The organism is Nocardioides sp. P86, from assembly GCF_023712465.1.
Lineage (GTDB): Bacteria > Actinomycetota > Actinomycetes > Propionibacteriales > Nocardioidaceae > Nocardioides > Nocardioides kribbensis.
Map to the genome: position 1 here is coordinate 1,079,449 of NZ_JAMAYE010000001.1, position 21,678 is coordinate 1,101,126.

The window sequence follows — 21,678 nt, forward strand, 5'->3', positions numbered from 1 at the left end:
ACAACCTCGGAGCGTCGTGATCCCCACCGCCACCCCGTCCGCCCGTCCGGGCCCCGCGCCCGGACGGGCGGACGACCCGCTCGGCCTCCGCGCGCGGCGGCGGCGTACGACGCTGTGGCTGCTCGGCCTCGGGGCCGGGCTGGTCGCCACCGTGCTGGTCGGGGTGGGCGCGGGGGCGGTCGGCATCGACCCCGCCACCGTGGCGCGCATCGTGGGGCACCACCTGGTGGGCCTGCCCGGCACCGCCGCCGTCGACCCCACCAGCGACGCCATCGTCTGGCAGGTGAGGCTGCCGCGGGTCGTGCTCGCCGTGCTCGTCGGCGCCGGGCTCGCCGTGTGCGGGGTCGCCCTCCAGGCCATGGTCCGCAACGTGCTGGCCGACCCCTACCTGCTCGGCATCAACTCCGGCGCCTCCACCGGCGCCGCGGCGGCCATCCTCTTCGGCCTCGGCGCCGGCCTCGGACAGCACGCGCTGCCCGCCAGCGCCTTCCTCGGCGCCGTGGCGGCCTCCGCGCTCGTGCTGGCCGTGGCCCGCTCGGGCGGGCGCCTCACCTCGACCCGCATGCTGCTCGCCGGCGTGGCCGTGGGCTACGCGCTGTCGGGGGTCACCAGCTTCCTGGTCTTCGCCTCCGGCTCCGCGGAGGGCGCGCGGTCGGTGATGTTCTGGCTGCTCGGCTCCCTCGGCCTGGCCCAGTGGGACGCCCCGCTCGCGGTGGTCGCCGTCGTCGTGATCCTCACCGTGGCGCTGCTGGCGGTGTGGGGCCGCGGGCTCGACGCGCTCGCCGTCGGCGACGAGACCGCCCACACCCTCGGGGTCTCCCCCGACCGCTTCCGGACCCTGCTGCTGCTGGTCGTGTCGCTGTGCGTCGCGGTGCTGGTGGCCGCCGCGGGCAGCATCGGCTTCGTGGGTCTCGTGGTGCCCCACCTCGCGCGCCGCGCCGTCGGCGCCGGCCACGTGCGGGTCGTGCCCACCGCCGCGCTCATGGGCGCGATCCTCCTCGTCTGGGCCGACGTCGCCAGCCGCGTGCTGCTCCAGCCGCAGGAGATCCCGATCGGGATCATCACCTCGGTCGTGGGCGCCCCCTTCCTCCTGCTGCTCATCCGCCGCCTCCACGCCACCGCGGCCTGACCCCTCCCTCCCCGTTCCCCCCTCCCCAGCTAGGAGACCCATGCCCCGCCCCCGTGGCTCCGTCCTCACCGCCTCCGTCCTCACCGCCTCCGTCCTCGCGCTCGCCGGCTGCGGCACCTCGACCGACGCGTCGGGCAGCGCCTCGGGCGGCGAGCCGGTGACGGTCGCCAACTGCGGCAGTGACGTCACCTTCCCCTCCGCCCCGGAGCGGGTGGTGATGCTGAAGAGCGCCGCGGTGCCCTACCTGCACGACCTCGGCGTGCTCGACCGGGTCGTCGCCCGCGCCGGGCTCTACCCGTCGGAGTACTACGACGAGCAGACCCTCGCCGAGCTCGACGCGATCCCCGAGCTGACCAGCGACACCGACACCAGCGGGCACCTGCAGATCTCCAAGGAGGTCGTCGTCGCCCAGCGGCCCGACCTCGTGCTGGGCGAGGTCGACAACCTCTCGCGCAGCAGCCTCGAGGCCGTCGACGTGCCACTGCTGGAGGAGCCGGCACTGTGCGAGACCGGCGGGAGCGAGCCCGGCTTCGACGACGTCTGGTCGCAGCTGGCGCTCTACGGCGAGGTCTTCGACCGTCCCGACGAGGCGGCCGCCGCCACCGCCGACCTGCAGGAGCGCCTCGCCGCCGTGGAGGCCGCGGTCGGCGAGCCGTCGGGGCGCACGGCCGCCGTGCTCTACCCCACGGTGGGCGGAGGCACGACGTACGCCTACGGCACCGGGTCGATGGCGCACCCGCAGCTGGAGGCCGCCGGCCTCGAGAACGTCTTCGGCGACGTCGACGAGCGGGTCTTCGAGGTCACCCTCGAGGAGCTGCTGGGCCGCGACCCCGACGTGGTCGTGCTGCTCCACACCGACGGCGACCCCGCCGCGGTCGAGGAGGCCCTGGTGGGGCTCCCCGGCGCGGAGCGGCTCACCGCCGTGCGCGAGGGGGAGGTGATGACGCAGCTGTTCAACTTCACCGAGCCCCCCAGCCCGCTGTCGGTCGACGGGCTGGAGGCGATCGTGGCGAGGTTCGGGGCGTGATCACCGCGACCGGGGTCTCCTGGGCCTACGCCGGCCGCCGCGTCGTCGACCGCGTCGACCTCCTCGCCCGCCCCGGCCGCGTGCTGGGGCTCATCGGCCCCAACGGCAGCGGCAAGACGACCCTGCTGCGCCTGCTGCACGGCGCGCTGCGCTCCCCCACCGGGCAGGTCGAGGTCGACGGCGACCCGGCCGCGTCGCTCGGCCCGCGGGAGGCGGCCCGGCGCCTCGCCGTCGTGGTGCAGGAGAGCGGCGGCGAGACCGCCCTGACGGTGGCGGAGATGGTCCTGCTGGGGCGCGGACCCCACCTGTCGACCTTCCAGCGCCTCGGGGCCGACGACCACGCGCTGGCCCTCGACTGCCTGCGCCGGGTCGGGGCCGACCACCTCGGCGCCCGCGCCTTCGCCGGGCTCTCCGGAGGTGAGCGGCAGCGCGTGCTCATCGCCCGCGCGCTGGCCCAGCAGGCGACGCACCTGCTCCTCGACGAGCCGACCAACCACCTCGACGTGCGCTACCAGCACGAGGTGCTCGGCCTGGTGCGAGGGCTCGTCGAGGGCCCCGACCCGAGCGCGGTCGTCGTGGTGCTGCACGACCTCAACCTGGCCGCCCGCTACTGCGACGACCTCGTGCTGCTCGGCGACGGCGCGGTCGTGGCCGCCGGGCCGGCCGGCACCGTGCTCGACCCGACCGTCCTCGAGCCCGTCTACGGCATCGGCATCCGCCGGGTCGAGGTCGACGGCCAGGTCCACCTGCTCTTCCAGCCCACCCACCAAGGAGCCCCCGCATGAGCGTCCAGGACCGCATGAACGACTACTGGAGCCGCCGGGCCCCGGCCTACGACGCCGGCCAGCACCGGCCCGAGCACCGGGGCCGCGACCGCGAGCTGTGGGCCGAGGTGTGGTCGGCGGCGCTGCCCCCGGCCCCGGCCGACGTGCTCGACCTCGGCTGCGGCAGCGGCTACGTCACCACCCTGCTCGCCGGGCTCGGCCACCGCGTCACCGGCATCGACCTGGCCGACGGCATGCTCGAGGTGGCGCAGCAGCGCGTCGCCGAGCTCCCCGCGACGACCCACCCGCCGCGGCTGCTGCGCGGCGACATGGTCGCGCCCGACTTCCCCGACGACAGCTTCGACGTGCTCGCCGGGCGCTACGTGCTCTGGACGCTGCGCGAGCCCGCCGCCGCCCTGGCCGCCTGGCGCCGCGTGCTGCGCCCCGACGGGGTGCTGGCCATGGTGGACAGCACGTGGTTCCCCGACGGGCTCGGGAGCCACGGCAGCGAGGACTTCACCGGCTCCTACGACGACGGCGTGCGCGCGGCCCTCCCGCTGGCCGAGGCCACCAGCATCGAGGCCAGCGCCCAGGCGCTGCGCGACGGCGGCTTCCGCGACGTCGAGGTGACCCCGCTGACCGGGCTGCTGGAGCTCGACCGGGCCCACGGCGCGGCGCCCGGGCACGACGTACGGCTGCAGTTCCTGCTGACCGCGCGCCCCTGACCGGCCCGGCCTGGCCGCCTCAGCCGCGGCCCCGGCGGTCGTCGTCGATGACCGACGCGCGGGCGACGTACTGGTCGGTCATCACGCCGTCGAGGGCCCAGGCGGTCAGCTGGAAGTCGTAGCGACGCGCCCCGCGCTCGTCGTCGGGCTGGTAGGCCAGCGGCACGACGCCACCGGTCTGCCCGGGAGCGAGGTCGAGCACGTAGCGCTCGAGCGAGCCGCGCGACTGACCGGTGGTGAGCACGAGCACCCGCGCCGGGCGGGTCAGGCCGGTGACCGTGAAGGGCAGGTCGACCGTGGCGGGCGCGGGGCCGTCGCCCTCGGGCCGGCGCACGTCGGCGAAGCTGATCGTGGCCATCCGCCGCTGCGGCACGGCGGCGAGGCGGTCGGGGGCGGCCGAGACGTCGGCGACCCAGACCCTCCCGTCGCCGCTGCGCGCGACCAGGTCGACCGCGGTGACGCGGGCGGGGTCGATGCCGGCGGCCTCGGAGGCGTCGACCAGCAGCGTCTGCCCCCAGATCTTGGTGCTGCCGCGCGGCAGCGCGCGCAGCACGCCGTCGCCCTCCGGTGTCACCACGGCGGTGGCGCCGTCGGCGTCGGTGAGGCGCACGTCGACCTGCACGTCGCCCAGCCGCGGGTCGACGAGGGTGCGCAGCTCGAGCCGACGCCCGGCGAGGTCGAGCGGCTCCTCCAGCACCAGTCCGGCGCGCTGGCCCGGGGCGTCCCACGACACCTCCAGGAAGCGGTGGGTCGGGGTGCGCTCCCCCGACGTGGTCCAGTGCGGGGTCACCTGGCCCGTGATGCCGCGCCCGCAGTCGGCGGCGCGCTGGGCGTAGGACGCGGTGCCGCGGCAGAAGCGCGAGGCCGCGCCGTCGGGCAGGGAGCGTCCGGCCTCGTCGCCGGGCGCGCGCACGTCGCGCCCGCCACCGACGGCGTGGCTGAGCACCTCGGCGTCGCCGGCCGACGCCGCGGTGACCCGCGAGCCGTCGAAGAGCGGCAGCACCGCGTCGTCGCCGGTGAAGAGCCGCACGGCCCCGGCGGTGTACGTCGCGCCCACCGCACGCTGCTCGGCGCCGTCGAGACGGCGCGGGTCGGCGGTGCCGCACGAGCGGTTCTCCCCGCCGAACCAGTCGTCGACCGACGGGGCCGCGGCCACGCCGGGGGTCCACTCGGAGTTGAAGAAGTTGTGGTTGGCGCCCAGCACCAGCACCGAGCTCTTCAGCGAGGTGTCGTCGGGGGCGACGTCACGGCCGTAGTCGGTGAAGCGCTGGCCCTGGAGGTCGAACACGTCGCCGTCGCAGGCCGGCAGCAGGGTCACGGTGGGCACGTAGGGCGCGGTCTGGGTGCCGAAGTCGGTCGGCGCGATGAGCACCTGACCGGCGACACGGTAGGGAGCCGACTGCGGGATCTGGATCGAGGCGCGGTCCACGCCCTCGCCGCCGCGGCTGTGGCCCACCAGCACGACCCGGTCGAGGTCGACGTCGTGGGAGGGCGCCAGGTCGACCCAGTGGTCGAGGTGGCGCGCGATGATCTCGGCGCGGGCGTCGGCGCCGCCGTCGTCGAGGCGGTAGTCCTGGGCGTTGATGCCGTTGACCCGGATCGAGACGGTGGCGTAGCCCTGGCTGGCCAGCAGTTCCTGGGTCTGCACGTAGCCCAGGTGGCTCGGGATCTCCTCGAAGCGGCCCGCGCAGGGCCAGTCGACGCTGTAGGCGCGCGGTCGGTCGGGGTCGTAGCACACGCCGTGACGACCGTGCTGGAAGAGCACGAGCGGCCGGGGCCCGGTCGCGGCGTCGGCGGCGGGCTCGACCACGTGGCCGACCATCTCGACCGGCTCGGGCATCCCCGGCAGCTTGACCGGGTCGAGCTCGTAGTCGCTGGCGACGGTGGCGAACGGCCCGGCCACCCCGGGGTCGTCGGCCAGCTCGGCGAAGCCCTGCGTGTACGGCGCGGTGGCCGCGCGGCCCGCGGCGAGCGGCGCGGTGGCCCGGGACGCGTCGAGCCCGGACTCGTCCAGGCGGTCGCCCGAGAGCAGCACGTCGAGGTCGGCGGGGTCGGGGCGCTGCGCGGAGCGCACCGTGGCGCTCACGGTGCGCCCGTCGGCGCTCACGGTCGGGGCCCCGAAGCCGAGGCCGGCGCCGGCGAGGGTCGGGCGGTCGGAGCCCAGCGGCAGCCGGCCCGGCGCGGTCCACGCCACCCGCCACGTCGCGGCGTCGACCCGCGACACCTGCCAGGCGCCGCGGTCGGCCGAGGTGGCGGCCGGCGCCGGCGGCGCGGCGGCGGTCGGGGTGGGCACGACGGCCGCGGCCGTCAACGGGAGCAGGATGGCGGCGAGCGCCGCGGCGGCACGGCGGGTGGGGCGCTGGAGCACGGGTGGGGTCCGTTCGTTCGGGGTGGGCGGTCTGCCCACCGACTCCTAGACGCACGAGAGCGTCGTCCGGTTGCCTCGCGCACGCCACATCCTGCGACCCACCGCCCCGGGCGTCCACGCCTCATCGGGTTTTCGGCGCAGCGGCGCGGCTTCTCTACCCTTGTCGGAGTGAAGGCACTGCTGCTCGAGAACATCCATCCGCTCGCCGTCCAGATCCTCGAGGGTCGCGGCTTCGAGGTCGAGCTGCGCGCCGGCTCCCTCTCCGAGGACGAGCTCGTGGAGACGCTCCCCGGCGTCGACCTGCTCGGCATCCGCTCCAACACCCACCTCACCGAGCGGGTGCTCGACGCCGCCACCGACCTGCAGGCCGTCGGCTGCTTCTGCATCGGCACCAACCAGGTCGACCTGGCCGCGGCCGCGGCCCGCGGCCTGGCCGTCTTCAACGCGCCCTTCTCCAACACCCGCAGCGTGGTGGAGCTGGTCATCGGCGAGATCATCGCGCTGGCCCGTCGCCTGCACGAGAAGTCGGGCAAGATGCACGCCGGTGTCTGGGACAAGTCGGCCAAGGGCAGCCACGAGATCCGCGGTCGCACCCTCGGCATCGTGGGCTACGGCAACATCGGCACCCAGCTGTCCAACCTGGCCGAGTCGATGGGCATGCGGGTCATCTTCTTCGACACCGCCGACCGGCTGGCCCACGGCAACGCGCAGCGCATGAAGACCCTCGACGACCTGCTCGAGCAGGCCGACGTCGTCACGCTGCACGTCGACGGCCGCCCCGGCAACGCCGGCTTCTTCGGCCCCGAGCAGTTCGCGCGGATGAAGCCGCGCTCGCTGTTCATCAACGCCGCGCGAGGCATGGTCGTCGACAACGAGTCGCTGCGCGAGCACATCCTCTCGGGCCACATCGCCGGCGCAGCCCTCGACGTCTTCCCGATCGAGCCCAAGGCCCAGGGCGACCCCTTCGAGTCGCCGCTGCGCGGTCTCGACAACGTCATCCTCACCCCGCACGTCGGCGGCTCCACGCAGGAGGCGCAGGAGGAGATCGGCTTCTTCGTCGCCAACAAGCTCGCCGGCTTCGCCCTCGAGGGCCGCACCGAGCTGTCGGTCGACCTGCCCGCCGTCATGGCCCCGCAGCTGCAGAGCGGGCACCGGCTGGGCTACCTCCACGTCAACGTGCCCGGCGTGCTCGCCTCGGTCAACCAGCTCATCGCCGAGTCGGGCAGCAACGTCACCGGTCAGTACCTCGCCACCTCCGGCGAGCAGGGCTACGTCGTCACCGACACCTCCGACCCCGTCCCGGAGTCGGCGATCAAGGCCCTGGCCGACTCCGAGCACACGCTCTGGGTCCGCACCTGGTCGGCCTGAGCCCCACCGCCCCGTCCGTAGGCTCGGGGCATGGGGACCGCGAGGGTGAGCGTGCGCGACCGGCTGGGCCAGGCGCTGTTCGAGCGCGTGGCCGGGCCCGACGGCGCCAAGCAGAGCGACCGGATCCACAACCGGCCCGGGCCGCGGTGGTTCGAGCCCGACAGCGCGATCGTGCGGGTGCACAGCGACGCCTCGATGTTCATCGGCGGGATCCGGGCGCTGCTCCTGCAGACGCTGCACCCCGCGGCGATGCGGGCGGTGGCCGAGCACTCGGGCTACCGCGGTGACATGTGGGGCCGCCTGGCGCGCACGAGCACGTTCCTCGCCACGACCACCTTCGGCCACGCCGAGGACGCCCAGACAGCGGTCGACGTCGTGCGCCGCATCCACGCCAAGGTCACCGGCACGATGCCCGACGGCACGCCGTACGCCGCCTCCGACCCCCACCTGCTGAGGTGGGTGCACGTCGCGGAGGTCGACTCCTTCCTGCTGGCCCACCAGGTCTACGGCAAGCAGCCGCTCGACCAGGCCGGGCGCGACGAGTACGTCGCCCAGGTCGGGGTCATCGCCGAGAAGCTGGGCGTCGTCGACCCGCCGCAGACCGAGGCCGAGCTGCGCGAGGCGCTGGCCGCCTACCGCCCCGAGCTGCGCGGCACCCCCGAGGCGCGTGAGGCCGTGGGCTACCTGCTCTTCAAGCCGCCGCTCCCCCTGCCCGCGCGGGCGCCCTACGGCGTGCTGGTGGCCGCCGCCGTGGCGCTGATGCCGGTGTGGACCCGGCTGCCGCTGAGGCTGCCCTGGCTGCCGGTGGGCGAGCGGACCGTCGTGCGGGCGCTGGGCGGCCTGGCCACCGGCACCATCCGGTGGGCGATGACGCCCTCGCAGGCCGCCCGCGCCGCCGCCGACGCCTGATCCACCCCCGACCCGGGCTGGCACCGGTGGATGCGTCCCCGTTGAATGGACCCATGGAACCTCCGCATCCGGACCTCTCCTCACGCTGGCCGCTCGCCGGCGCCACCGACGTGCGCGACGCACTGCTGGCCGCCTACGGCGACCCGAGCCGCGGCTACCACGACCTGCGCCACCTCGCCGAGGTGCTCGACCGGCTCGACGAGCTCGCCGCGCGGGGTGCGGCCTACCCGCAGCGCCCGGTGGTGCTCGCCGCGTGGTTCCACGACGGGGTCTACGACGGCGAGCGTGACGCCGAGGAGCGCTCGGCCGCCTGGGCCGAGCGCGCCCTCGCCGCCCACCTGCCGGCCGAGGAGGTCGCCGAGGTCGTGCGCCTGGTCCGGCTGACCGAGACCCACCAGCCCGAGGACGACGACGCCGCCGGCTGCGCGCTCTCCGACGCCGACCTGGCCATCCTCGCCGCGCCCCGCGCGCGCTACGACGACTACGTCGCCGCCGTGCGTCGCGAGTACGCCCACCTCGACGACGAGACCTTCCACGAGGGCCGCGCCCGGGTGCTGGAGAGCCTGGCCGAGAAGCCGGAGCTCTTCCACACCGCGCACGCCCGCCGCACCTGGGAGGCCCCGGCCCGCGCCAACCTCGACGCCGAGCTCGCCTCGCTGGGGGCCCGCACGGGCCGCTCCGAGGCCGTCAGCCGCTAGGGCGCCCCCGCCTCTGCGTCGTGCGCAGCCCCGCCGCGCGCAGCCGGGCGACGAGCTCGCGGCTGCTGACCGGCGTGGCACCCGCGGCCACGACGTCGTCGTACCACTCCGAGGGCACGTCGTAGTGGTCGCGGTCGAAGCCGCGCTCGGTGAAGCCCTGCGCCCGTGCGAAGGCGTGCAGCTCGTCGTAGGACGTGTCGCTGGCCAGGTGCGACCAGAGCCGGCCGTGGCCGGCGGCGTTGGGCGGGTCGATGAGGATCATCGGGTGCTCACGCACCCCATCCTGGCACCGCGCGCCGCACGAGGTGCTCGAGCGCCCGCAGCGAGGCGGCCTCGTCGAGACCACCCACGTCGAGGTCGAGGAGGTCGGGACGCTGCCCGGTGAGCGCCTCGAGGCGCGAGATCCACAGCGCCGGACCCTGCTCGCCCTCGCCGTCGACCACGCCCGCGACCGCCCGCGCCAGCGGCGTCGAGTCCCCGCGTCCCGCGCGCCGCGCGGCGACCTCGGCCGCCGGCGCCCGCAGCAGCACCGAGCAGACGTCGGCCCCGGCAGCGTGCGCGGCCCGCTCGAAGCCGGCCAGGCCCGCGGGGTCGGCGAGCAGCTGCGGCAGCACCACGTCGCGCCCGCCGCGCAGGTGGGCCGTGACCATCGCGTGCGCGACGGGTCTGGCCACCTCCCCGGTGGCGGCGAAGTCCTCCCGCCACCCACCGACCCACGTGCGCAGCGCGTCGACGTCGAGGAGCAGCGTGCCCGGGTGGGCGTCCGCCCATCGGGCGGCGAGGGCCGACTTGCCGATGCCGGGCGGTCCGTTCAGGTGGAGGAGCAGGCTCACGCCTCGACCCGGTTGCCGTCGTCGTCCCAGTGGGCGGCCACCTTCTTCGAGGGCTGGACGCGCGGCGGCTCGCCCGGCATCTTGGGGTGGTCGGGCGGGTAGTTGAGCTCCCCGCCGGGCAGCTCCTCCCACAGCTCGAGCAGCGGCTGGAGCGAGCCCGCCGCGTCGTCGATGCCGGCCCACGGGTCGCCGTGCTCGCGCAGCCGCTCGGGCACCGTGACGATGTTGAGCTCGCGGGGGTCGCGCAGCTCGGCCAGCTCCTCCCACGACAGCGGGGTCGAGACGGGCGCGCCGGGCAGCGGGCGCAGGGAGTAGGCGGAGGCGATGGTGCGGTCGCGGCAGTTCTGGTTGTAGTCGACGAAGATCCGCTGCCCGCGCTCCTCCTTCCACCAGTTCGTGGTGACGCCGGGGTCGCGGCGCTCGAGCTCGCGGCCCAGGCCGATGGCGGCGTGGCGCACGTCGATGAAGTCCCACTCCGGGCGGATGCGCACGTAGACGTGCACGCCGCGGTTGCCCGAGGTCTTGGGCCACCCGACCAGACCGAGCTCACGCAGCAGACCGTCGGCCACGCCGGCGACGCGCACGGCATCGGCGAAGGTCGTGCCGGGCTGGGGGTCGAGGTCGATGCGCAGCTCGTCGGGGCGGTCCTGCCAGCCCTCGACCGCGGGGTCGCGGCGCACCGGCCACGGGTGGAAGGTGATCGTGCCCATGTGGGCGCACCACACCGGCACCGCGATCTCGGTCGGGCAGATCTCGTCGGCGGTGCGACCCGAGGGGAAGGTGATGCGGGCGGTCTCGAGGTAGTCGGGCGCCCCCTTCGGCACCCGCTTCTGGTAGAACGCGTCGGCGTCCTTGTCCTGCGGGCCCGTGGCCAGCCGCATGCCGGGGCGCACGCCGGAGGTCCAGCGCTCCAGCGCCGTGGGACGACCGCGCAGGGCCCGCATCAGCCCGTCGTCGACGGACGCGACGTATTCCGCCACGCCCAGCTTGGTGACCTCCGGGGTGCGGTCGGTGGCCTCGAAGACCACTCGGTCGGGGCTCGAGACCCGCACGGCGCGCCCGCCCGCCTGCACCTCGACCGCGCTCGCCTTCGCCATGGGCGCCACCGTAGCGGCGAAACCCGGTCGTGACGGGCGGCGCACGCGCCGTAGCGTGACCACGTGCGCCCCGACCCCCTCTCCGATCACCACCCCGACCCCCACCCCGACCTGGTCGTCGACCGGCTCGACGTCCACAGCACCGACGCGGGCGAGCTCGCCCGCCTGCGGGCGTACGCCGACGCCTGGAGCCTCGGCTTCCACGAGGGCGGGCTCGACGACGACAAGCACCGCCGCTGGCTGGAGTCGACCCGCACCGACGACGCGGTGCTGCGGGCGGTCTGGCCGCGCACCAGCCGGGTGGCGGGCACGCCTGCGCCGGTGGGCACCTTCACCAGCTGGCAGCAGCAGGTCAACGTCGGTGGCGGGCGTCTGCTGCCGCTGCACATGATCACCGACGTCACCGTGGCCCCCACCCACCGCCGCCGCGGCCTCCTGCGCCGGCTGATGGGCGAGGACCTCGCCGAGGCCGCCGACCGGGGGCTGCCGCTGGCCGCCCTCACGGTCTCGGAGGGCTCCATCTACGGCCGTTACGGCTTCGGCGTGGCCACCCGCCGCCGGCGCATCGAGGTCGACCTCACGACCCGCTTCGCCCTGCGCGACCAGGTCGAGGACACCGGGGCGCTCGAGCTGGCCACGCCCGCCGAGGCCTACCCGGTGTGCCGCGAGGTCTTCGCGCGGGTCCTGGCCACGACGCGGGGCATGGTGGCGCGCCCGGCCCACCACGCGGTCCACGACAGTGGTGAGCACGACTGGGAGACCGGTGGCCCCGACCGCGCGTCGCGGGTGGCGGTGCACCTCGACCCCTCGGGCACGCCCGACGGCTACGTCCGCTTCCGTGTCAAGGACACCGACGGCGGGCTGGTGGAGGTGCGCGACCTGCAGGCCCTGGGCCCGCAGGTGCACCTGCGGCTGTGGCGCTTCCTCGCCGACCTCGACCTGACCGCGAAGGCGCGCGCGATAGCCCCGGTCGAGGACCCGCTCGACCTCGCGCTCACCGACCCCCGGGTCGTCACCACCACCGAGGTGCGCGACGTGCTGTGGCTGCGCGTGCTCGACCCGGTCGCGGCGCTGGAGGCGCGGCCGTGGAGCGCCGACGCGACGGTGGTGCTGGGCGTCGACGACCCGCTCGGTCACGCCGCGGGGACCTTCCGGGTCACCACCGAGCAGGGACGGGCACGGGTCGAGGCGACCGACGAGGCGCCCGGCGTGCGGCTCGGCGTCGACACGCTCGGCGCCCTCTACCTCGGCGACCGCTCCGTGCTCACCGCGGCCGCCGCGGGTCGGGTCACCGGGTCCGACGTGGCGACGTGGGCCGCGATGGCCGACCACGCCGGTCCGGCACCCTGGAACACCACCGGCTTCTGAGCGTCGCCGCCGGGGTCCGACACCGCGGGACCGGGGCTCCCCCCGGATGTCCCGGCTCCCGCGGCGCGGGGTCGGTGGGGCGGCCCTCAGCCGCGGGAGGCCTCGCCCAGCAGCGAGTTGGGGCTGAAGACCGGTCGGCGGTCCTCGTCCTCGGCGGTGGCGCGCACGAACTCGAAGCCCGACGTGGTGACCACCCGCCAGTGGTCGACCCGGGCGGCCAGGTCGGCCGCGCACGTCAGGTGCAGGGGCGGGGCGTGGAAGGCGTTGCGCCCGATCTCCAGGTCGTCGCCGACGAAGGCCACCGGGCGCCCCAGCGACTCCGCGCAGGCCCCGCAGATGCGGCTCAGGGCGCACTGGGTCACCCGGCGGGCCACGAGCTGGAGGTCGCCGGCGTCGTCGCGCTCCCAGGCGAAGGGAGCGTCGACGGCGTCGACGTCACGGCTGAGGCCCCGGATCATGACGCCTTCCGCGACCAGCCGCCCAGCTCGGCGCGGCGCGAGGGACGCTCGGCGTCGCTCTTGCGGCCGCGCTCGACCGGGGCGCGGTCGGGGCTCGGGGGCTCGGGCTTGTCGGAGGTGGTGAAGCCGTTGGGCACCGAGAGCTTGATGATGGTGCGCAGCGCCTGGCCGTACTGCTTGTGCAGCGGCCCGATCGTGTAGGGGATGTCGTACTTGTCGCACAGCGCGCGGACCTTGACCGCGATCTCGCCGTAGCGGTTGCTCGGCAGGTCGGGGAAGAGGTGGTGCTCGATCTGGTAGCCCAGGTTGCCCGACATGATGTGCAGCAGCGGGCCGCCCTCGAAGTTGGCCGCGCCGAGGATCTGGCGCAGGTACCACTCCGCGCGGGTCTCGTCCTCGATCTCCTCCTCGGTGAAGTGCATCGCACCGTCGGGGAAGTGGCCGCAGAAGATGATCACGTAGGACCACAGGTTGCGGGTGACGTTGGCCGTGGCGTTGGCGGTGAGGGTCGTGCGCCAGTGCGGCCCGCTGAGCGCGGGGTAGACGACGTAGTCCTTGAGCACCTGGTTGCGGCCCTTGCGCCAGATCTGCCCGAGCTGGCGCTTCATCTCCTTCGGGTCCTTCTTGCCCTTGCGGATGGCCTCGATGTCGAGGTCGTGGAGGGCCACGCCCCACTGGAAGAGGCTGGCGAGCAGCGCGTTGTAGACCGGCTGGCCGAGGTTGGCGGGGTGCCACTTCTGCTCGCGGGCCATGCGCAGGATGCCGTAGCCGATGTCGTTGTCGTGGCCGAGCACGTTGGTGAACTGGTGGTGCACGTAGTTGTGGGAGTGCTTCCACTGCTCCGCGGGCTGGGCGGTGTCCCACTCCCAGTTGGAGGAGTGGATCTCGGGGTCGTTCATCCAGTCCCACTGGCCGTGCATGACGTTGTGGCCGATCTCCATGTTCTCCAGGATCTTGGCCACGCCGAGCATCGCCGCCCCGGCCGCCCAGGCGGGCTTGCGGTGCGAGGCGAGCAGGGTGACGCGGCCCGCGAAGGCCAGGCCGCGCTGCACCTTGATCATCCGGTTGATGTACGCCGCGTCCGCGGCCCCGCGCGACTCCTCCACCTCCGCGCGGATCGCGTCGAGCTCGCGGCCGATCTGCTCCACCTCCTCGTCGGTGAGGTGGGTGTACTCCCGGACGTCCGAGATGGCCATGGGTCCTCCAGTGGGTGCAGCGGTGCGGGGGCTGGTGGGTCGGGTGGGTCAGATGTCGAGGGTGCAGTCGCCGGCGGCGGCGGTCACGCAGGTCTGGATCTGCTCGTTGGGCTGGGCGTACTCCTCGCCGTTGCGCAGGTCGCGCACCGCGCCGGAGACGAGGGTGACGGTGCAGGTGTGGCAGATGCCCATGCGGCAGCCGTAGGGCATGCCCACGCCCGCCTGCTCGCCGGCTTCGAGCACGGTGGTGGCGCCGTCGGCGTCCACCGTCTTGCCGGAGTTGCGGAAGGAGATCGTGCCACCCTCGCCGCCGGCGTCGCCGAGCTTCAGCGAGAAGCGCTCGAGGTGGAGCCGCTCGGCGACCCCCTCGGCCTCGAAGTGCTCGCTGAGCGCGTCGAGCATCGGGCCGGGGCCGCAGGCCCACGTCTCGCGCTCGCGCCAGTCGGGGCACACGCGGTCGAGGTCGGCGGGCGCCAGCATGCCCTCGGTGTCGGTGTGGAGGCGGTGCACGGTGAGGCCCTCGTGGCCCTCCTCGAGCCGGTCGAGCTCGTCGCGGAAGATCATCCGCTCCGCCGTCGGCGAGGAGTAGTGCATGACGACGTCGGGCATCGAGCCACGGCGGTCGAGCGTGCGCAGCATCGACATCACCGGGGTCACCCCGGAGCCGGCCACGAGGAAGAGCATCCGCGCCGGCGGGGGGTCGGGGAGCACGAAGTCACCCTCGGGCAGCGCGAGCCGCACGATCGTGCCGGGGGCCAGGCCGTTGACCAGGTGCGAGGAGAGCAGGCCCTCGGGCATGGCACGCACCGTGATCGCGATGGTGCGGCCGCTGCGTTTGGGCGCTGAGCTCACCGAGTAGGAGCGCCACTGGTACTTGCCCTCGACCTGCACGCCGATGCCGACGTACTGGCCGGGCTTGTGGTCGTAGCGCCAGCCCCAGCCGGGCCGGATCACCAGGGTGGCGGCGTCCTCGGTCTCGGGCACGACCTTCTCGATGCGGCCGCGCAGCTCGCGGGTCGACCACAGCGGGTTGACCAGCGAGAGGTAGTCGTCGGGGTGCAACGGGGTGGTCAGCTTCGAGCCCGCCCTGCGGACCCGCTCCCACGGGATCGTCCCTGCCATCGGCCCAGTGAACAGGCGTTCTCCCACTGGCGTCAACGGGTCGGAGGGGTGAACCTCCCCGACGTACTCTGGGGGTATGACCTACTCCGTTGAGAAGACCGACGCCGAGTGGCGCGAGCAGCTCTCCCCCGACGAGTACGCCGTCCTGCGCAAGGCCGGCACCGAGCGGGCCTTCACCGGCAAGTACACCGACACCGAGACCACGGGCGTCTACCGCTGCAAGGCCTGCGAGGCCACGCTCTTCGAGTCCGACACCAAGTTCCACTCCGGCTGCGGCTGGCCGTCGTTCTACCAGCCGATCAGTGACACGATCGAGTACATCGAGGACACCAGCCACGGCATGAAGCGCGTCGAGGTCCGCTGCGCCAGCTGCGGCTCCCACCTGGGCCACGTCTTCCCCGACGGCTACGGCACCCCCACCGGCGACCGCTACTGCATCAACTCCATCAGCCTCACGCTGGAGGAGAAGGCGTAGGTCGGTCGGCGTGACTCTCCGGGTCGCCATGTGGTCGGGGCCGCGCAACCTCTCCACGGCCCTGATGCGCAGCTTCGAGCACCGCGCCGACTGCACCGTCGTCGACGAGCCGCTCTACGCCGCCTACCTCGCCGCCACCGGTCTCGACCACCCCGGCCGCGACGAGGTCATCGCCTCCCAGTCGACCGACTGGGAGGCGCTGGCGCGCGAGCTGACCGCGGGCCCCGTGCCCACGCCGCTGCAGTACCAGAAGCACATGACCCACCACGTGCTCCCCGATCTCGACCAGGGCGCGCTGGCCTGGCTGCGCCACGCCTTCCTCGTGCGCGACCCCGAGCGCGTGCTCACCTCCTACGCCAAGGTGCGCGAGGAGCCGACGCTGGAGGACCTGGGCCTGCCGCAGCAGCTGGCGCTCTTCGAGCGCTTCGGCGGCCCGGTGGTCGACGCCGCCGACGTGCTCCGCGACCCGCGCGGCACGCTCACGGCCCTGTGCGCCGCGCTCGGTCTCGCCTTCGACGAGGCGATGCTGTCCTGGCCCGCGGGCCCGCGCGACACCGACGGCGTCTGGGCCCCGCACTGGTACGCCGGGGTCGAGGCCTCCACCGGCTTCGCCACCTCCTCCCCCGGCGGGCACGACCCGCTGCCCGAGCGCCTGGCGCCGCTGCTCGAGCGCTGCCGCCCCTTCTACGACGCGCTGGCCCCCCACCGGCTGCGCCCCGCCACCGACCAGGAGTCCTGAATGCTGCAGCAGTTCGACCCCCGCAACGCCGACCTCCAGGTCAACGTCGGCGGCCGGATCACCCACCGCGACGAGGCGGCGGTGAGCCCGTTCGACTCCGTGGTGCAGGGCGGCGACGCCGTCTGGGAGGGGCTGCGGCTGCACCGGGGCAGGATCTTCGGGCTCGACGAGCACCTCGCCCGGCTGCGTCGCTCGGCCAAGGCGCTGGCCTTCGCCGAGATCCCCTCCGACGCCGAGATCGTCGAGCAGCTGCGCCGCACCCTGGCGGCCAACGACATGCACGACGACGTGCACGTGCGCCTCACGCTGACCCGCGGGGTCAAGGTCACCAGCGGCATGGACCCCCGGCTCAACACCTCCGGGCCCACGCTCATCGTGCTCGCGGAGTTCAAGTCACCGGTCTACGACGCCTCCGGCATCACCCTGGCGACCTCCTCGGTGCGCCGGCACCGCGCCGACTCCCTCGACCCCAAGATCCACCACAACAACCTGCTGACCTCGATCATGGCCAAGGTCGAGGCCACGGTGGCCGGCGCCGACGACGCCCTCATGCTCGACGACGCGGGCTTCGTGGCCGAGACCAACGCCACCCACGTCTTCCACGTCGCCGGCGGCCGCGTGCGCACCTCCACGACACGGGCGTGCCCCGAGGGCATCACCCGCGAGACGGTGCTCGGGCTCTGCGCCGACCTCGGCCTGCCCACCGAGGTGTGCGAGCACTCGCTGGTGGAGCTCTACACCGCCGACGAGGTGTTCGTGACCGGCACCATGGGCGGGGTCACGCCGGTGGTCGCGATCGACGGGCGCACCATCGGCGACGGCGCGCCCGGCCCGGTCGCCGCGCGCATCTCCGCGGCGTACGCCGAGCTCACCGCCCGCTCCGGCACCGTCGTGGCCTGAGCCGGCCGCCGCTCAGGGCAGGCGCTGGACCAGCTCGGCCACCGGCACCAGGGCACCGGTGTAGAACGGGATCTCCTCGCGCACGTGGCGGCGGGCGCGGCTGGCGCGCAGGTCGCGCATGAGGTCGACGATGCGGTGCAGCTCGTCGGCCTCGAAGGCGAGGATCCACTCGTAGTCGCCGAGGCCGAAGGAGGCGACGGTGTTGGCGCGCACGTCGGGGTAGGGCCGCGCCTGCATGCCGTGCTCCTTGAGCATGTCGCGGCGCTCCTCGTCGGGCAGGAGGTACCACTCGTAGGAGCGCACGAAGGGGTAGACGCAGACGTGGCGCTTCGGCTCCTCGTCGGCGAGGAACGCCGGCACGTGCGACTTGTTGAACTCCGCGGGCCGGTGCAGCGCCATCTGCGACCATACCGGCGCCAGGCGCGAGCCGAGCGCGGTGCGGCGGAAGCGGTGGTAGGCCGACTGGAGGGCCTCGGAGTCGGCGGCGTGCCACCAGACCATGACGTCGGCGTCGGCGCGCAGCCCGGCGACGTCGTAGACGCCGCGCACCACGACCCCCTCCTCGGCCAGCTCGGCGAGGAGCTTCTCGACCTCGGCGCCCTCGGCCTCGCGGTCGGCGTCGCCGAGCACCCGGTCGAGACGGAAGACCGACCACGTGGTGTAGCGGATGGAGTCGTTGATCTCGCGCAGCCGGGCGGCGTTGGTCTGGGTGTCGCTCATGGCTCCATCATGCCGCGCGGGGCCTCGTCGGCCCACGTGACCCTGGTCGCCAGCAGCTCGCGCACCGCGCGGTGGGCCGAGCCGACGGCTGCGGGGATGCCGACCCCGTCGTAGGCCGCCCCGCAGACCGCCAGGCCCGGCACCTGCGCGACCGCGGTCCGCACCCGCGCGACGCGCGCGACGTGGCCCACGGCGTACTGCGGCAGCCCGCCGCCCCAGCGCTGCACGTGGGTGTCGACGGGGCGGGCGTCGAGCCCGGTCAGCGCGTGCAGGTCGGACAGCGACGCGGCGACGAGCTCGGCGTCGTCGGCCTGCAGGGTGCGCTCCTCGCGGTGACGGCCCAGCGAGGTGCGCAGCAGCAGCACGTCGTCGCCGTCGACCAGCCCGCGGCCGGCCTCGCGCACCCACGCCCACTTGGAGAAGGAGTACGTCGCCGCCTTGATCCGGCGGCGCTCGACCGGTGGCACCAGGAAGCCCGACGTGTCGGCGGCCGCCAGCGCCGGGGCGTCGGCGGCCCGTACGGCGAGGGTCACCACCGCCACCGAGGCCGTCTCCACCGCGGCCAGCTCGCTCGCGGCGGCGGGCGCCACGTCGGCGAGCAGCCGCGCGGTCGGCGCGGGCGGGGTGGCCAGCACGACGAGGTCGGCGCGCAGCAGCTCGGGGTCGGTGGTGGGGCCGAGCAGCAGCTCGAGGCCCTCGGGCGTGCGGCGCAGGCCGCGCACGGTGGTGCCGGTGCGCACGCGCAGCCCACCGGCGGCGACCACCGCGTCGGGCAGCGCCCCCATGCCGCCGGACGGCCCCGCAAAGACCGGGCCGGCGTACGTCGTGGGCACCGCGCCGCCGTGGGTGACCACCGAGCCGCGGGCGGCCAGCGCCACCAGCTGCGGCACGGCGGCGCGCGCGGAGATCTCACGGGCCAGACCGGAGTAGACCCCGCCGAGCAGGGGCTCGACGAGCCGGTCGGTCACCTCGGGGCCGAAGCGGGCGTCCACGAGGTCGCCGACGGTGACGTCGGCCCCCGGGTCGCCCGGGTCCCCCAGGTCGCTGGCGGGAAGGTCGACCTCCCGGGCGGCCCGGGCCAGGCCCTCGGGCGAGAGCACGCCGGAGGCCTCGAGCGCGGCCAGGTCGAGCGGCACCCCCATGAGCGAGCGCGGCAGCGGCCGCATCGCCCCGCGGCTGTGGATGCGCGAGCTGACCACGGCCGGGTGCTCGACCTCGAGCCCGACCGCGCGGGCCAGGTCGACGCCCTCGGCTCGGCGGTTGAGCATCGCCTCGGCGCCGACGTCGACCAACGCCCCGGCGACCTCGTGGCGGAGCAGCTTGCCGCCGACGCGGTCGGCGGCCTCGAGCACGACGACCTCGTGGCCGGCCTCGGCCAGGTCGCGGGCCGCGGCGAGGCCGGCGATGCCGCCGCCGACCACCACGGCCAGGGCGCGGGGGGTGCCGGGTGCAGCCATGCCACCAGCGTCTCAGAGCGGCCCACGCCGCGACGACCGGGTGCGGGGTCGTCGCGGCGTGGGAGTCGGGGGGTGGAGCCGGGGCAGCGGCAGGGGGGGGCTCAGGCCGAGGCGGCCATCCGTCCGAAGCCGCTGCGGTGGAAGACCAGCGGGGCGTCGGCGACCGCGCCCTCGACCGACTCCACGGCGTGCAGCTGGAGCAGCACGATGGTGTGGTCGCCGGCCTCGACCTCGCGGTAGAGCGAGCAGTCGAAGCGGGCCAGGCCCTCGTCGAGGGTCACCGCACCGTCGTCGGTGGTGGAGATGTCGATGCCGGTGAAGCGCTCGTCGACCGGCCCGGCGAGCTGGCGGCAGACCCCGCCGTGGTGGTCGGCCAGCACGGTGACGCCGAGGTGGTCGGCGCGGCGCAGGTCGGGCCAGGTCTTGGAGGTGTTGGCGATCGAGAACGACACCAGCGCCGGCTCCAGGCTGACCGAGGTGAAGGAGCTCGCGGCCAGCCCGACCGGGCGTCCGTCGACCTGCGCGGCCACGGCGACGACCCCGCTGGGGAAGATGCCGAAGGCCTCGCGCAGGCGCTGGGGGTCGAGGTCCTGGTTGGTGGAGAGGGCGGTGACGCTCATGCGGGGGCTCCTGTCGGGAGGTGGGGGTGGAGCGCGGGGTCGAGCAGGGCGGCCACGCGGGGCCGCGCCGTCGCGAGCCAGTCGGCGTAGGCCGCCGGGTCGTCGTGGTGCTGGTCGAGCACGTAGAGGCCGCGCACCGGCACGGTGGCGCCGAGCTCGGTGAGCACCGGGCGCAGGGTGAGCTCGGGGGCCAGGGCGTGCGCGGGGCCGGCGCCGAGCATCAGGGGCACCGCGACGCCGCGCAGGCCGGTGCCGGCGGCGAAGCGGTCGAGGAAGAGCTTGAGCAGACCCGTGTAGGTGGCCTTGTAGGTCGGGCAGGCCACCACGACGAGGTCGGCCTCCCCCACGGCCTCGACGAGGTCGGCGACGACCGCGCTGGACCAGTCGAGCAGGGCCGGGCCGAGCTCGGCGAGGTCGACGGCCAGGTCGGGCTCCTCCCCCGACAGCTCACGGGCCAGCAGCGTGGCGGCCCCGAGCGTGCGCGAGCGCGGCTTGGGGTTGCCGACCACCACCGCCACGCGGGGGCGGGCCGTCACGACGCCGCCGTGCGGCCGGCGGCCTGGAACGGCACGGCGGTGTTGTGGTGCACCGGCGGGGCCGGGTGCTCCCACAGGCCGCGCTCGGCCAGGATCGGCAGCACGCCCTCACCGAAGTGGTAGGCCCCCTCGAGGTGGGGGTAGGCGGAGAGGACGAACTCGTCGATGCCGACGGAGTGGTACTCCTCGATCCGGTCGGCGACCTGCTCGTGGCTGCCCACGAGGGCCGTGCCCGCGCCACCGCGCACGAGGCCCACGCCGGCCCAGACGTTGGGGTGGATCTCCAGGTCGTCCTTGCTGCCGCCGTTGAGGTCGAGCATGCGGCGCTGACCCTCCGACTCGCTCTTGCGCAGGCCCTCCTGCACGGCCTTGATCGAGGCCGGGTCGATGCCGGCGAGCAGGCGGTCGGCCTCGGCCCACGCCTCCTCGGCGGTGTCGCGCACGATGGTGTGCATCCGGATGCCGAAGCGGATCGGGCGCTCGGCACCGCGTCCCTCCTCGGCCGCGAGCTTCCGGATCCAGTCGACCTTCTCGGCCACCGCGGCCGGCGGCTCGCCCCAGGTGAGGTAGACGTCGGCGTGCTTGGCCGCGACCCTGCCGGCCGCCGGCGAGGAGCCACCGAAGTAGATCGCGGGCACCGGGTCGGGGATCTGACCGAGCTTCGCGCTCTCGACCTGCAGGTGCTCACCGGCGAAGTCGACCGTCTCGCCGGCCCACAGCCGGCGCACGATCTCGAGGAACTCGTCGCAGCGGGCGTAGCGGGCCTCCTTGTCGAGGAAGTCGCCGAACATGCGCTGCTCGTGGCTCTCGCCACCGGTGACCACGTTGAGCAGCAGCCGGCCGCCGGTGAGGTTCTGGAAGGTCCCGGCCATCTGCGCGGCGAGGTAGGGCGCGACCAGCCCGGGCCGGAAGGCGACCAGGAACTTCAGCCGCTCGGAGACCTGGCTCAGCATCGCGGTCGAGAGCCAGGCGTCCTCGCACCACGCACCAGCCGGGGTGAGGGCGGCCTCGAAGCCCATCTGCTCGGCGCCGCGGGCGATCTGGCCGAGGTAGGGCACGTCGGCGGGTCGACCCGACGGCCCGGCGCTCACGCCGTGGCCGCCGCCGACGACCTGGCGGCCGTCACCGCCGTTGGTGGGCAGGAACCAGTGGAACGTCAACGGGCTCAT

General features: G+C 74.7%; 23 protein-coding genes. 11 read left to right on the top strand and 12 right to left on the bottom strand.

Annotated features, from left to right (window positions below):
- Window positions 1-16: 16 nt before the first annotated feature.
- From M3673_RS05035 to M3673_RS05050, 4 genes are read left to right on the top strand one after another with little or no spacing between them, the layout of a single operon-like run.
- The gene (locus M3673_RS05035) at window positions 17-1,129 is read left to right on the top strand and encodes an iron ABC transporter permease (RefSeq protein ID WP_251532412.1); all 1,113 of its coding nucleotides are present in this window, start codon (window positions 17-19) and stop codon (window positions 1,127-1,129) included.
- A gap of 40 nt (window positions 1,130-1,169) precedes the next feature.
- Window positions 1,170-2,156 (top strand): ABC transporter substrate-binding protein, encoded by a 987-nt coding sequence (locus M3673_RS05040; protein WP_285838977.1) that lies wholly within the window; start codon window positions 1,170-1,172, stop codon window positions 2,154-2,156.
- The gene (locus M3673_RS05045; RefSeq protein ID WP_251532413.1) at window positions 2,153-2,941 is read left to right on the top strand and encodes an ABC transporter ATP-binding protein; all 789 of its coding nucleotides are present in this window, start codon (window positions 2,153-2,155) and stop codon (window positions 2,939-2,941) included. Before M3673_RS05040 ends, M3673_RS05045 begins: the two co-directional genes overlap by 4 nt.
- Window positions 2,938-3,645 carry a class I SAM-dependent methyltransferase gene (locus M3673_RS05050; RefSeq protein ID WP_251532415.1) on the top strand — a complete coding sequence of 236 codons (708 nt, stop codon included), beginning with the start codon at window positions 2,938-2,940 and terminating at the stop codon, window positions 3,643-3,645. Before M3673_RS05045 ends, M3673_RS05050 begins: the two co-directional genes overlap by 4 nt.
- 19 nt (window positions 3,646-3,664) lie before the next feature.
- Here M3673_RS05050 and M3673_RS05055 read toward each other — a convergent pair whose 3' ends face one another.
- A complete protein-coding gene (locus M3673_RS05055) occupies window positions 3,665-6,013 on the bottom strand; it encodes a hypothetical protein (RefSeq protein WP_251532418.1) in 2,349 nt (782 codons plus the stop codon).
- Window positions 6,014-6,181: 168 nt separating this feature from the next.
- On the opposite strand from M3673_RS05055, the gene serA reads away from it, so the two are divergent.
- From serA to M3673_RS05070, 3 genes are read left to right on the top strand one after another with little or no spacing between them, the layout of a single operon-like run.
- Entirely contained in the window at window positions 6,182-7,381 is a 1,200-nt protein-coding gene (serA, locus tag M3673_RS05060; RefSeq protein ID WP_056904829.1) for a phosphoglycerate dehydrogenase, read from the top strand.
- A 30-nt stretch (window positions 7,382-7,411) separates the two neighbouring features.
- Window positions 7,412-8,290 (top strand): oxygenase MpaB family protein, encoded by an 879-nt coding sequence (locus tag M3673_RS05065; RefSeq protein ID WP_056862040.1) that lies wholly within the window; start codon window positions 7,412-7,414, stop codon window positions 8,288-8,290.
- Window positions 8,291-8,343: 53 nt separating this feature from the next.
- Window positions 8,344-8,988, top strand: a complete 645-nt coding sequence (locus tag M3673_RS05070) for a hypothetical protein (RefSeq protein ID WP_251532419.1) — start codon at window positions 8,344-8,346, stop codon at window positions 8,986-8,988.
- Here M3673_RS05070 and M3673_RS05075 read toward each other — a convergent pair.
- The 3 genes from M3673_RS05075 to M3673_RS05085 are packed head-to-tail and all read right to left on the bottom strand — an operon-like array spanning window position 8,978 to window position 10,918.
- Window positions 8,978-9,265, bottom strand: a complete 288-nt coding sequence (locus M3673_RS05075) for a DUF4031 domain-containing protein (protein WP_251532421.1) — start codon at window positions 9,263-9,265, stop codon at window positions 8,978-8,980. The genes M3673_RS05070 and M3673_RS05075 overlap by 11 nt on opposite strands.
- Window positions 9,258-9,821: an AAA family ATPase gene (locus tag M3673_RS05080; protein WP_251532423.1), complete on the bottom strand. Its 564-nt coding sequence runs from the start codon at window positions 9,819-9,821 to the stop codon at window positions 9,258-9,260. The genes M3673_RS05075 and M3673_RS05080 overlap by 8 nt, the downstream gene beginning before the upstream one ends.
- Window positions 9,818-10,918 (bottom strand): DNA polymerase domain-containing protein, encoded by a 1,101-nt coding sequence (locus tag M3673_RS05085; protein WP_251532425.1) that lies wholly within the window; start codon window positions 10,916-10,918, stop codon window positions 9,818-9,820. Before M3673_RS05085 ends, M3673_RS05080 begins: the two co-directional genes overlap by 4 nt.
- Before the next feature lie 63 nt (window positions 10,919-10,981).
- On the opposite strand from M3673_RS05085, the gene M3673_RS05090 reads away from it, so the two are divergent.
- A complete protein-coding gene (locus tag M3673_RS05090; protein ID WP_251532427.1) occupies window positions 10,982-12,286 on the top strand; it encodes a GNAT family N-acetyltransferase in 1,305 nt (434 codons plus the stop codon).
- An 86-nt stretch (window positions 12,287-12,372) separates the two neighbouring features.
- Here the strand turns inward: M3673_RS05090 and M3673_RS05095 are convergent, their stop codons facing one another.
- The 3 genes from M3673_RS05095 to M3673_RS05105 are packed head-to-tail and all read right to left on the bottom strand — an operon-like array spanning window position 12,373 to window position 15,062.
- A complete protein-coding gene (locus M3673_RS05095) occupies window positions 12,373-12,744 on the bottom strand; it encodes a hypothetical protein (protein ID WP_056862036.1) in 372 nt (123 codons plus the stop codon).
- Complete coding sequence (locus tag M3673_RS05100; protein WP_056862035.1) at window positions 12,741-13,940, bottom strand: acyl-CoA desaturase; 1,200 nt, start codon at window positions 13,938-13,940, stop codon at window positions 12,741-12,743. The genes M3673_RS05095 and M3673_RS05100 overlap by 4 nt, the downstream gene beginning before the upstream one ends.
- A gap of 48 nt (window positions 13,941-13,988) precedes the next feature.
- Window positions 13,989-15,062 (bottom strand): ferredoxin reductase, encoded by a 1,074-nt coding sequence (locus M3673_RS05105; RefSeq protein WP_251532429.1) that lies wholly within the window; start codon window positions 15,060-15,062, stop codon window positions 13,989-13,991.
- Window positions 15,063-15,138: 76 nt separating this feature from the next.
- Between M3673_RS05105 and msrB the strand changes: the two genes are divergently transcribed.
- From msrB to M3673_RS05120, 3 genes are read left to right on the top strand one after another with little or no spacing between them, the layout of a single operon-like run.
- A complete protein-coding gene (gene msrB / locus M3673_RS05110) occupies window positions 15,139-15,537 on the top strand; it encodes a peptide-methionine (R)-S-oxide reductase MsrB (protein ID WP_056904833.1) in 399 nt (132 codons plus the stop codon).
- Window positions 15,538-15,547: 10 nt separating this feature from the next.
- A complete protein-coding gene (locus M3673_RS05115) occupies window positions 15,548-16,276 on the top strand; it encodes an HAD family hydrolase (protein ID WP_251532431.1) in 729 nt (242 codons plus the stop codon).
- Window positions 16,277-17,176, top strand: a complete 900-nt coding sequence (locus tag M3673_RS05120) for an aminotransferase class IV (protein WP_193662609.1) — start codon at window positions 16,277-16,279, stop codon at window positions 17,174-17,176.
- 12 nt (window positions 17,177-17,188) lie between these two features.
- Here M3673_RS05120 and hemQ read toward each other — a convergent pair whose 3' ends face one another.
- The 5 genes from hemQ to M3673_RS05145 all read right to left on the bottom strand — a co-directional run bounded on the left by hemQ (window position 17,189) and on the right by M3673_RS05145 (window position 21,678).
- Window positions 17,189-17,896 carry a hydrogen peroxide-dependent heme synthase gene (hemQ, locus tag M3673_RS05125; protein WP_193662612.1) on the bottom strand — a complete coding sequence of 236 codons (708 nt, stop codon included), beginning with the start codon at window positions 17,894-17,896 and terminating at the stop codon, window positions 17,189-17,191.
- Window positions 17,893-19,353 carry a protoporphyrinogen oxidase gene (hemG, locus tag M3673_RS05130; RefSeq protein ID WP_251532433.1) on the bottom strand — a complete coding sequence of 487 codons (1,461 nt, stop codon included), beginning with the start codon at window positions 19,351-19,353 and terminating at the stop codon, window positions 17,893-17,895. The genes hemQ and hemG overlap by 4 nt, the downstream gene beginning before the upstream one ends.
- 101 nt (window positions 19,354-19,454) lie before the next feature.
- The gene (locus M3673_RS05135) at window positions 19,455-19,973 is read right to left on the bottom strand and encodes a flavin reductase family protein (RefSeq protein WP_193662627.1); all 519 of its coding nucleotides are present in this window, start codon (window positions 19,971-19,973) and stop codon (window positions 19,455-19,457) included.
- Window positions 19,970-20,509, bottom strand: coding sequence for an NAD(P)H-dependent oxidoreductase (locus M3673_RS05140; protein WP_251532435.1), 540 nt, complete (start codon window positions 20,507-20,509; stop codon window positions 19,970-19,972). The genes M3673_RS05135 and M3673_RS05140 overlap by 4 nt, the downstream gene beginning before the upstream one ends.
- Entirely contained in the window at window positions 20,506-21,678 is a 1,173-nt protein-coding gene (locus tag M3673_RS05145; RefSeq protein ID WP_056904838.1) for an LLM class flavin-dependent oxidoreductase, read from the bottom strand. The genes M3673_RS05140 and M3673_RS05145 overlap by 4 nt, the downstream gene beginning before the upstream one ends.

Bases quoted from the DNA above. Each gene is read 5' to 3' on its own strand.
- M3673_RS05040 (WP_285838977.1), top strand. From the start codon at position 1,170: ATGCCCCGCCCCCGTGGCTCCGTCCTCACCGCCTCCGTCCTCACCGCC.
- M3673_RS05050 (WP_251532415.1), top strand. From the start codon at position 2,938: ATGAGCGTCCAGGACCGCATGAACGACTACTGGAGCCGCCGGGCCCCG.
- M3673_RS05065 (WP_056862040.1), top strand. From the start codon at position 7,412: ATGGGGACCGCGAGGGTGAGCGTGCGCGACCGGCTGGGCCAGGCGCTG.
- M3673_RS05070 (WP_251532419.1), top strand. From the start codon at position 8,344: ATGGAACCTCCGCATCCGGACCTCTCCTCACGCTGGCCGCTCGCCGGC.
- M3673_RS05085 (WP_251532425.1), bottom strand. From the start codon at position 10,918: ATGGCGAAGGCGAGCGCGGTCGAGGTGCAGGCGGGCGGGCGCGCCGTG.
- M3673_RS05095 (WP_056862036.1), bottom strand. From the start codon at position 12,744: ATGATCCGGGGCCTCAGCCGTGACGTCGACGCCGTCGACGCTCCCTTC.
- M3673_RS05100 (WP_056862035.1), bottom strand. From the start codon at position 13,940: ATGGCCATCTCGGACGTCCGGGAGTACACCCACCTCACCGACGAGGAG.
- M3673_RS05105 (WP_251532429.1), bottom strand. From the start codon at position 15,062: ATGGCAGGGACGATCCCGTGGGAGCGGGTCCGCAGGGCGGGCTCGAAG.
- msrB (WP_056904833.1), top strand. From the start codon at position 15,139: ATGACCTACTCCGTTGAGAAGACCGACGCCGAGTGGCGCGAGCAGCTC.
- M3673_RS05120 (WP_193662609.1), top strand. From the start codon at position 16,277: ATGCTGCAGCAGTTCGACCCCCGCAACGCCGACCTCCAGGTCAACGTC.
- hemQ (WP_193662612.1), bottom strand. From the start codon at position 17,896: ATGAGCGACACCCAGACCAACGCCGCCCGGCTGCGCGAGATCAACGAC.
- hemG (WP_251532433.1), bottom strand. From the start codon at position 19,353: ATGGCTGCACCCGGCACCCCCCGCGCCCTGGCCGTGGTGGTCGGCGGC.
- M3673_RS05135 (WP_193662627.1), bottom strand. From the start codon at position 19,973: ATGAGCGTCACCGCCCTCTCCACCAACCAGGACCTCGACCCCCAGCGC.
- M3673_RS05145 (WP_056904838.1), bottom strand. From the start codon at position 21,678: ATGAGCCCGTTGACGTTCCACTGGTTCCTGCCCACCAACGGCGGTGAC.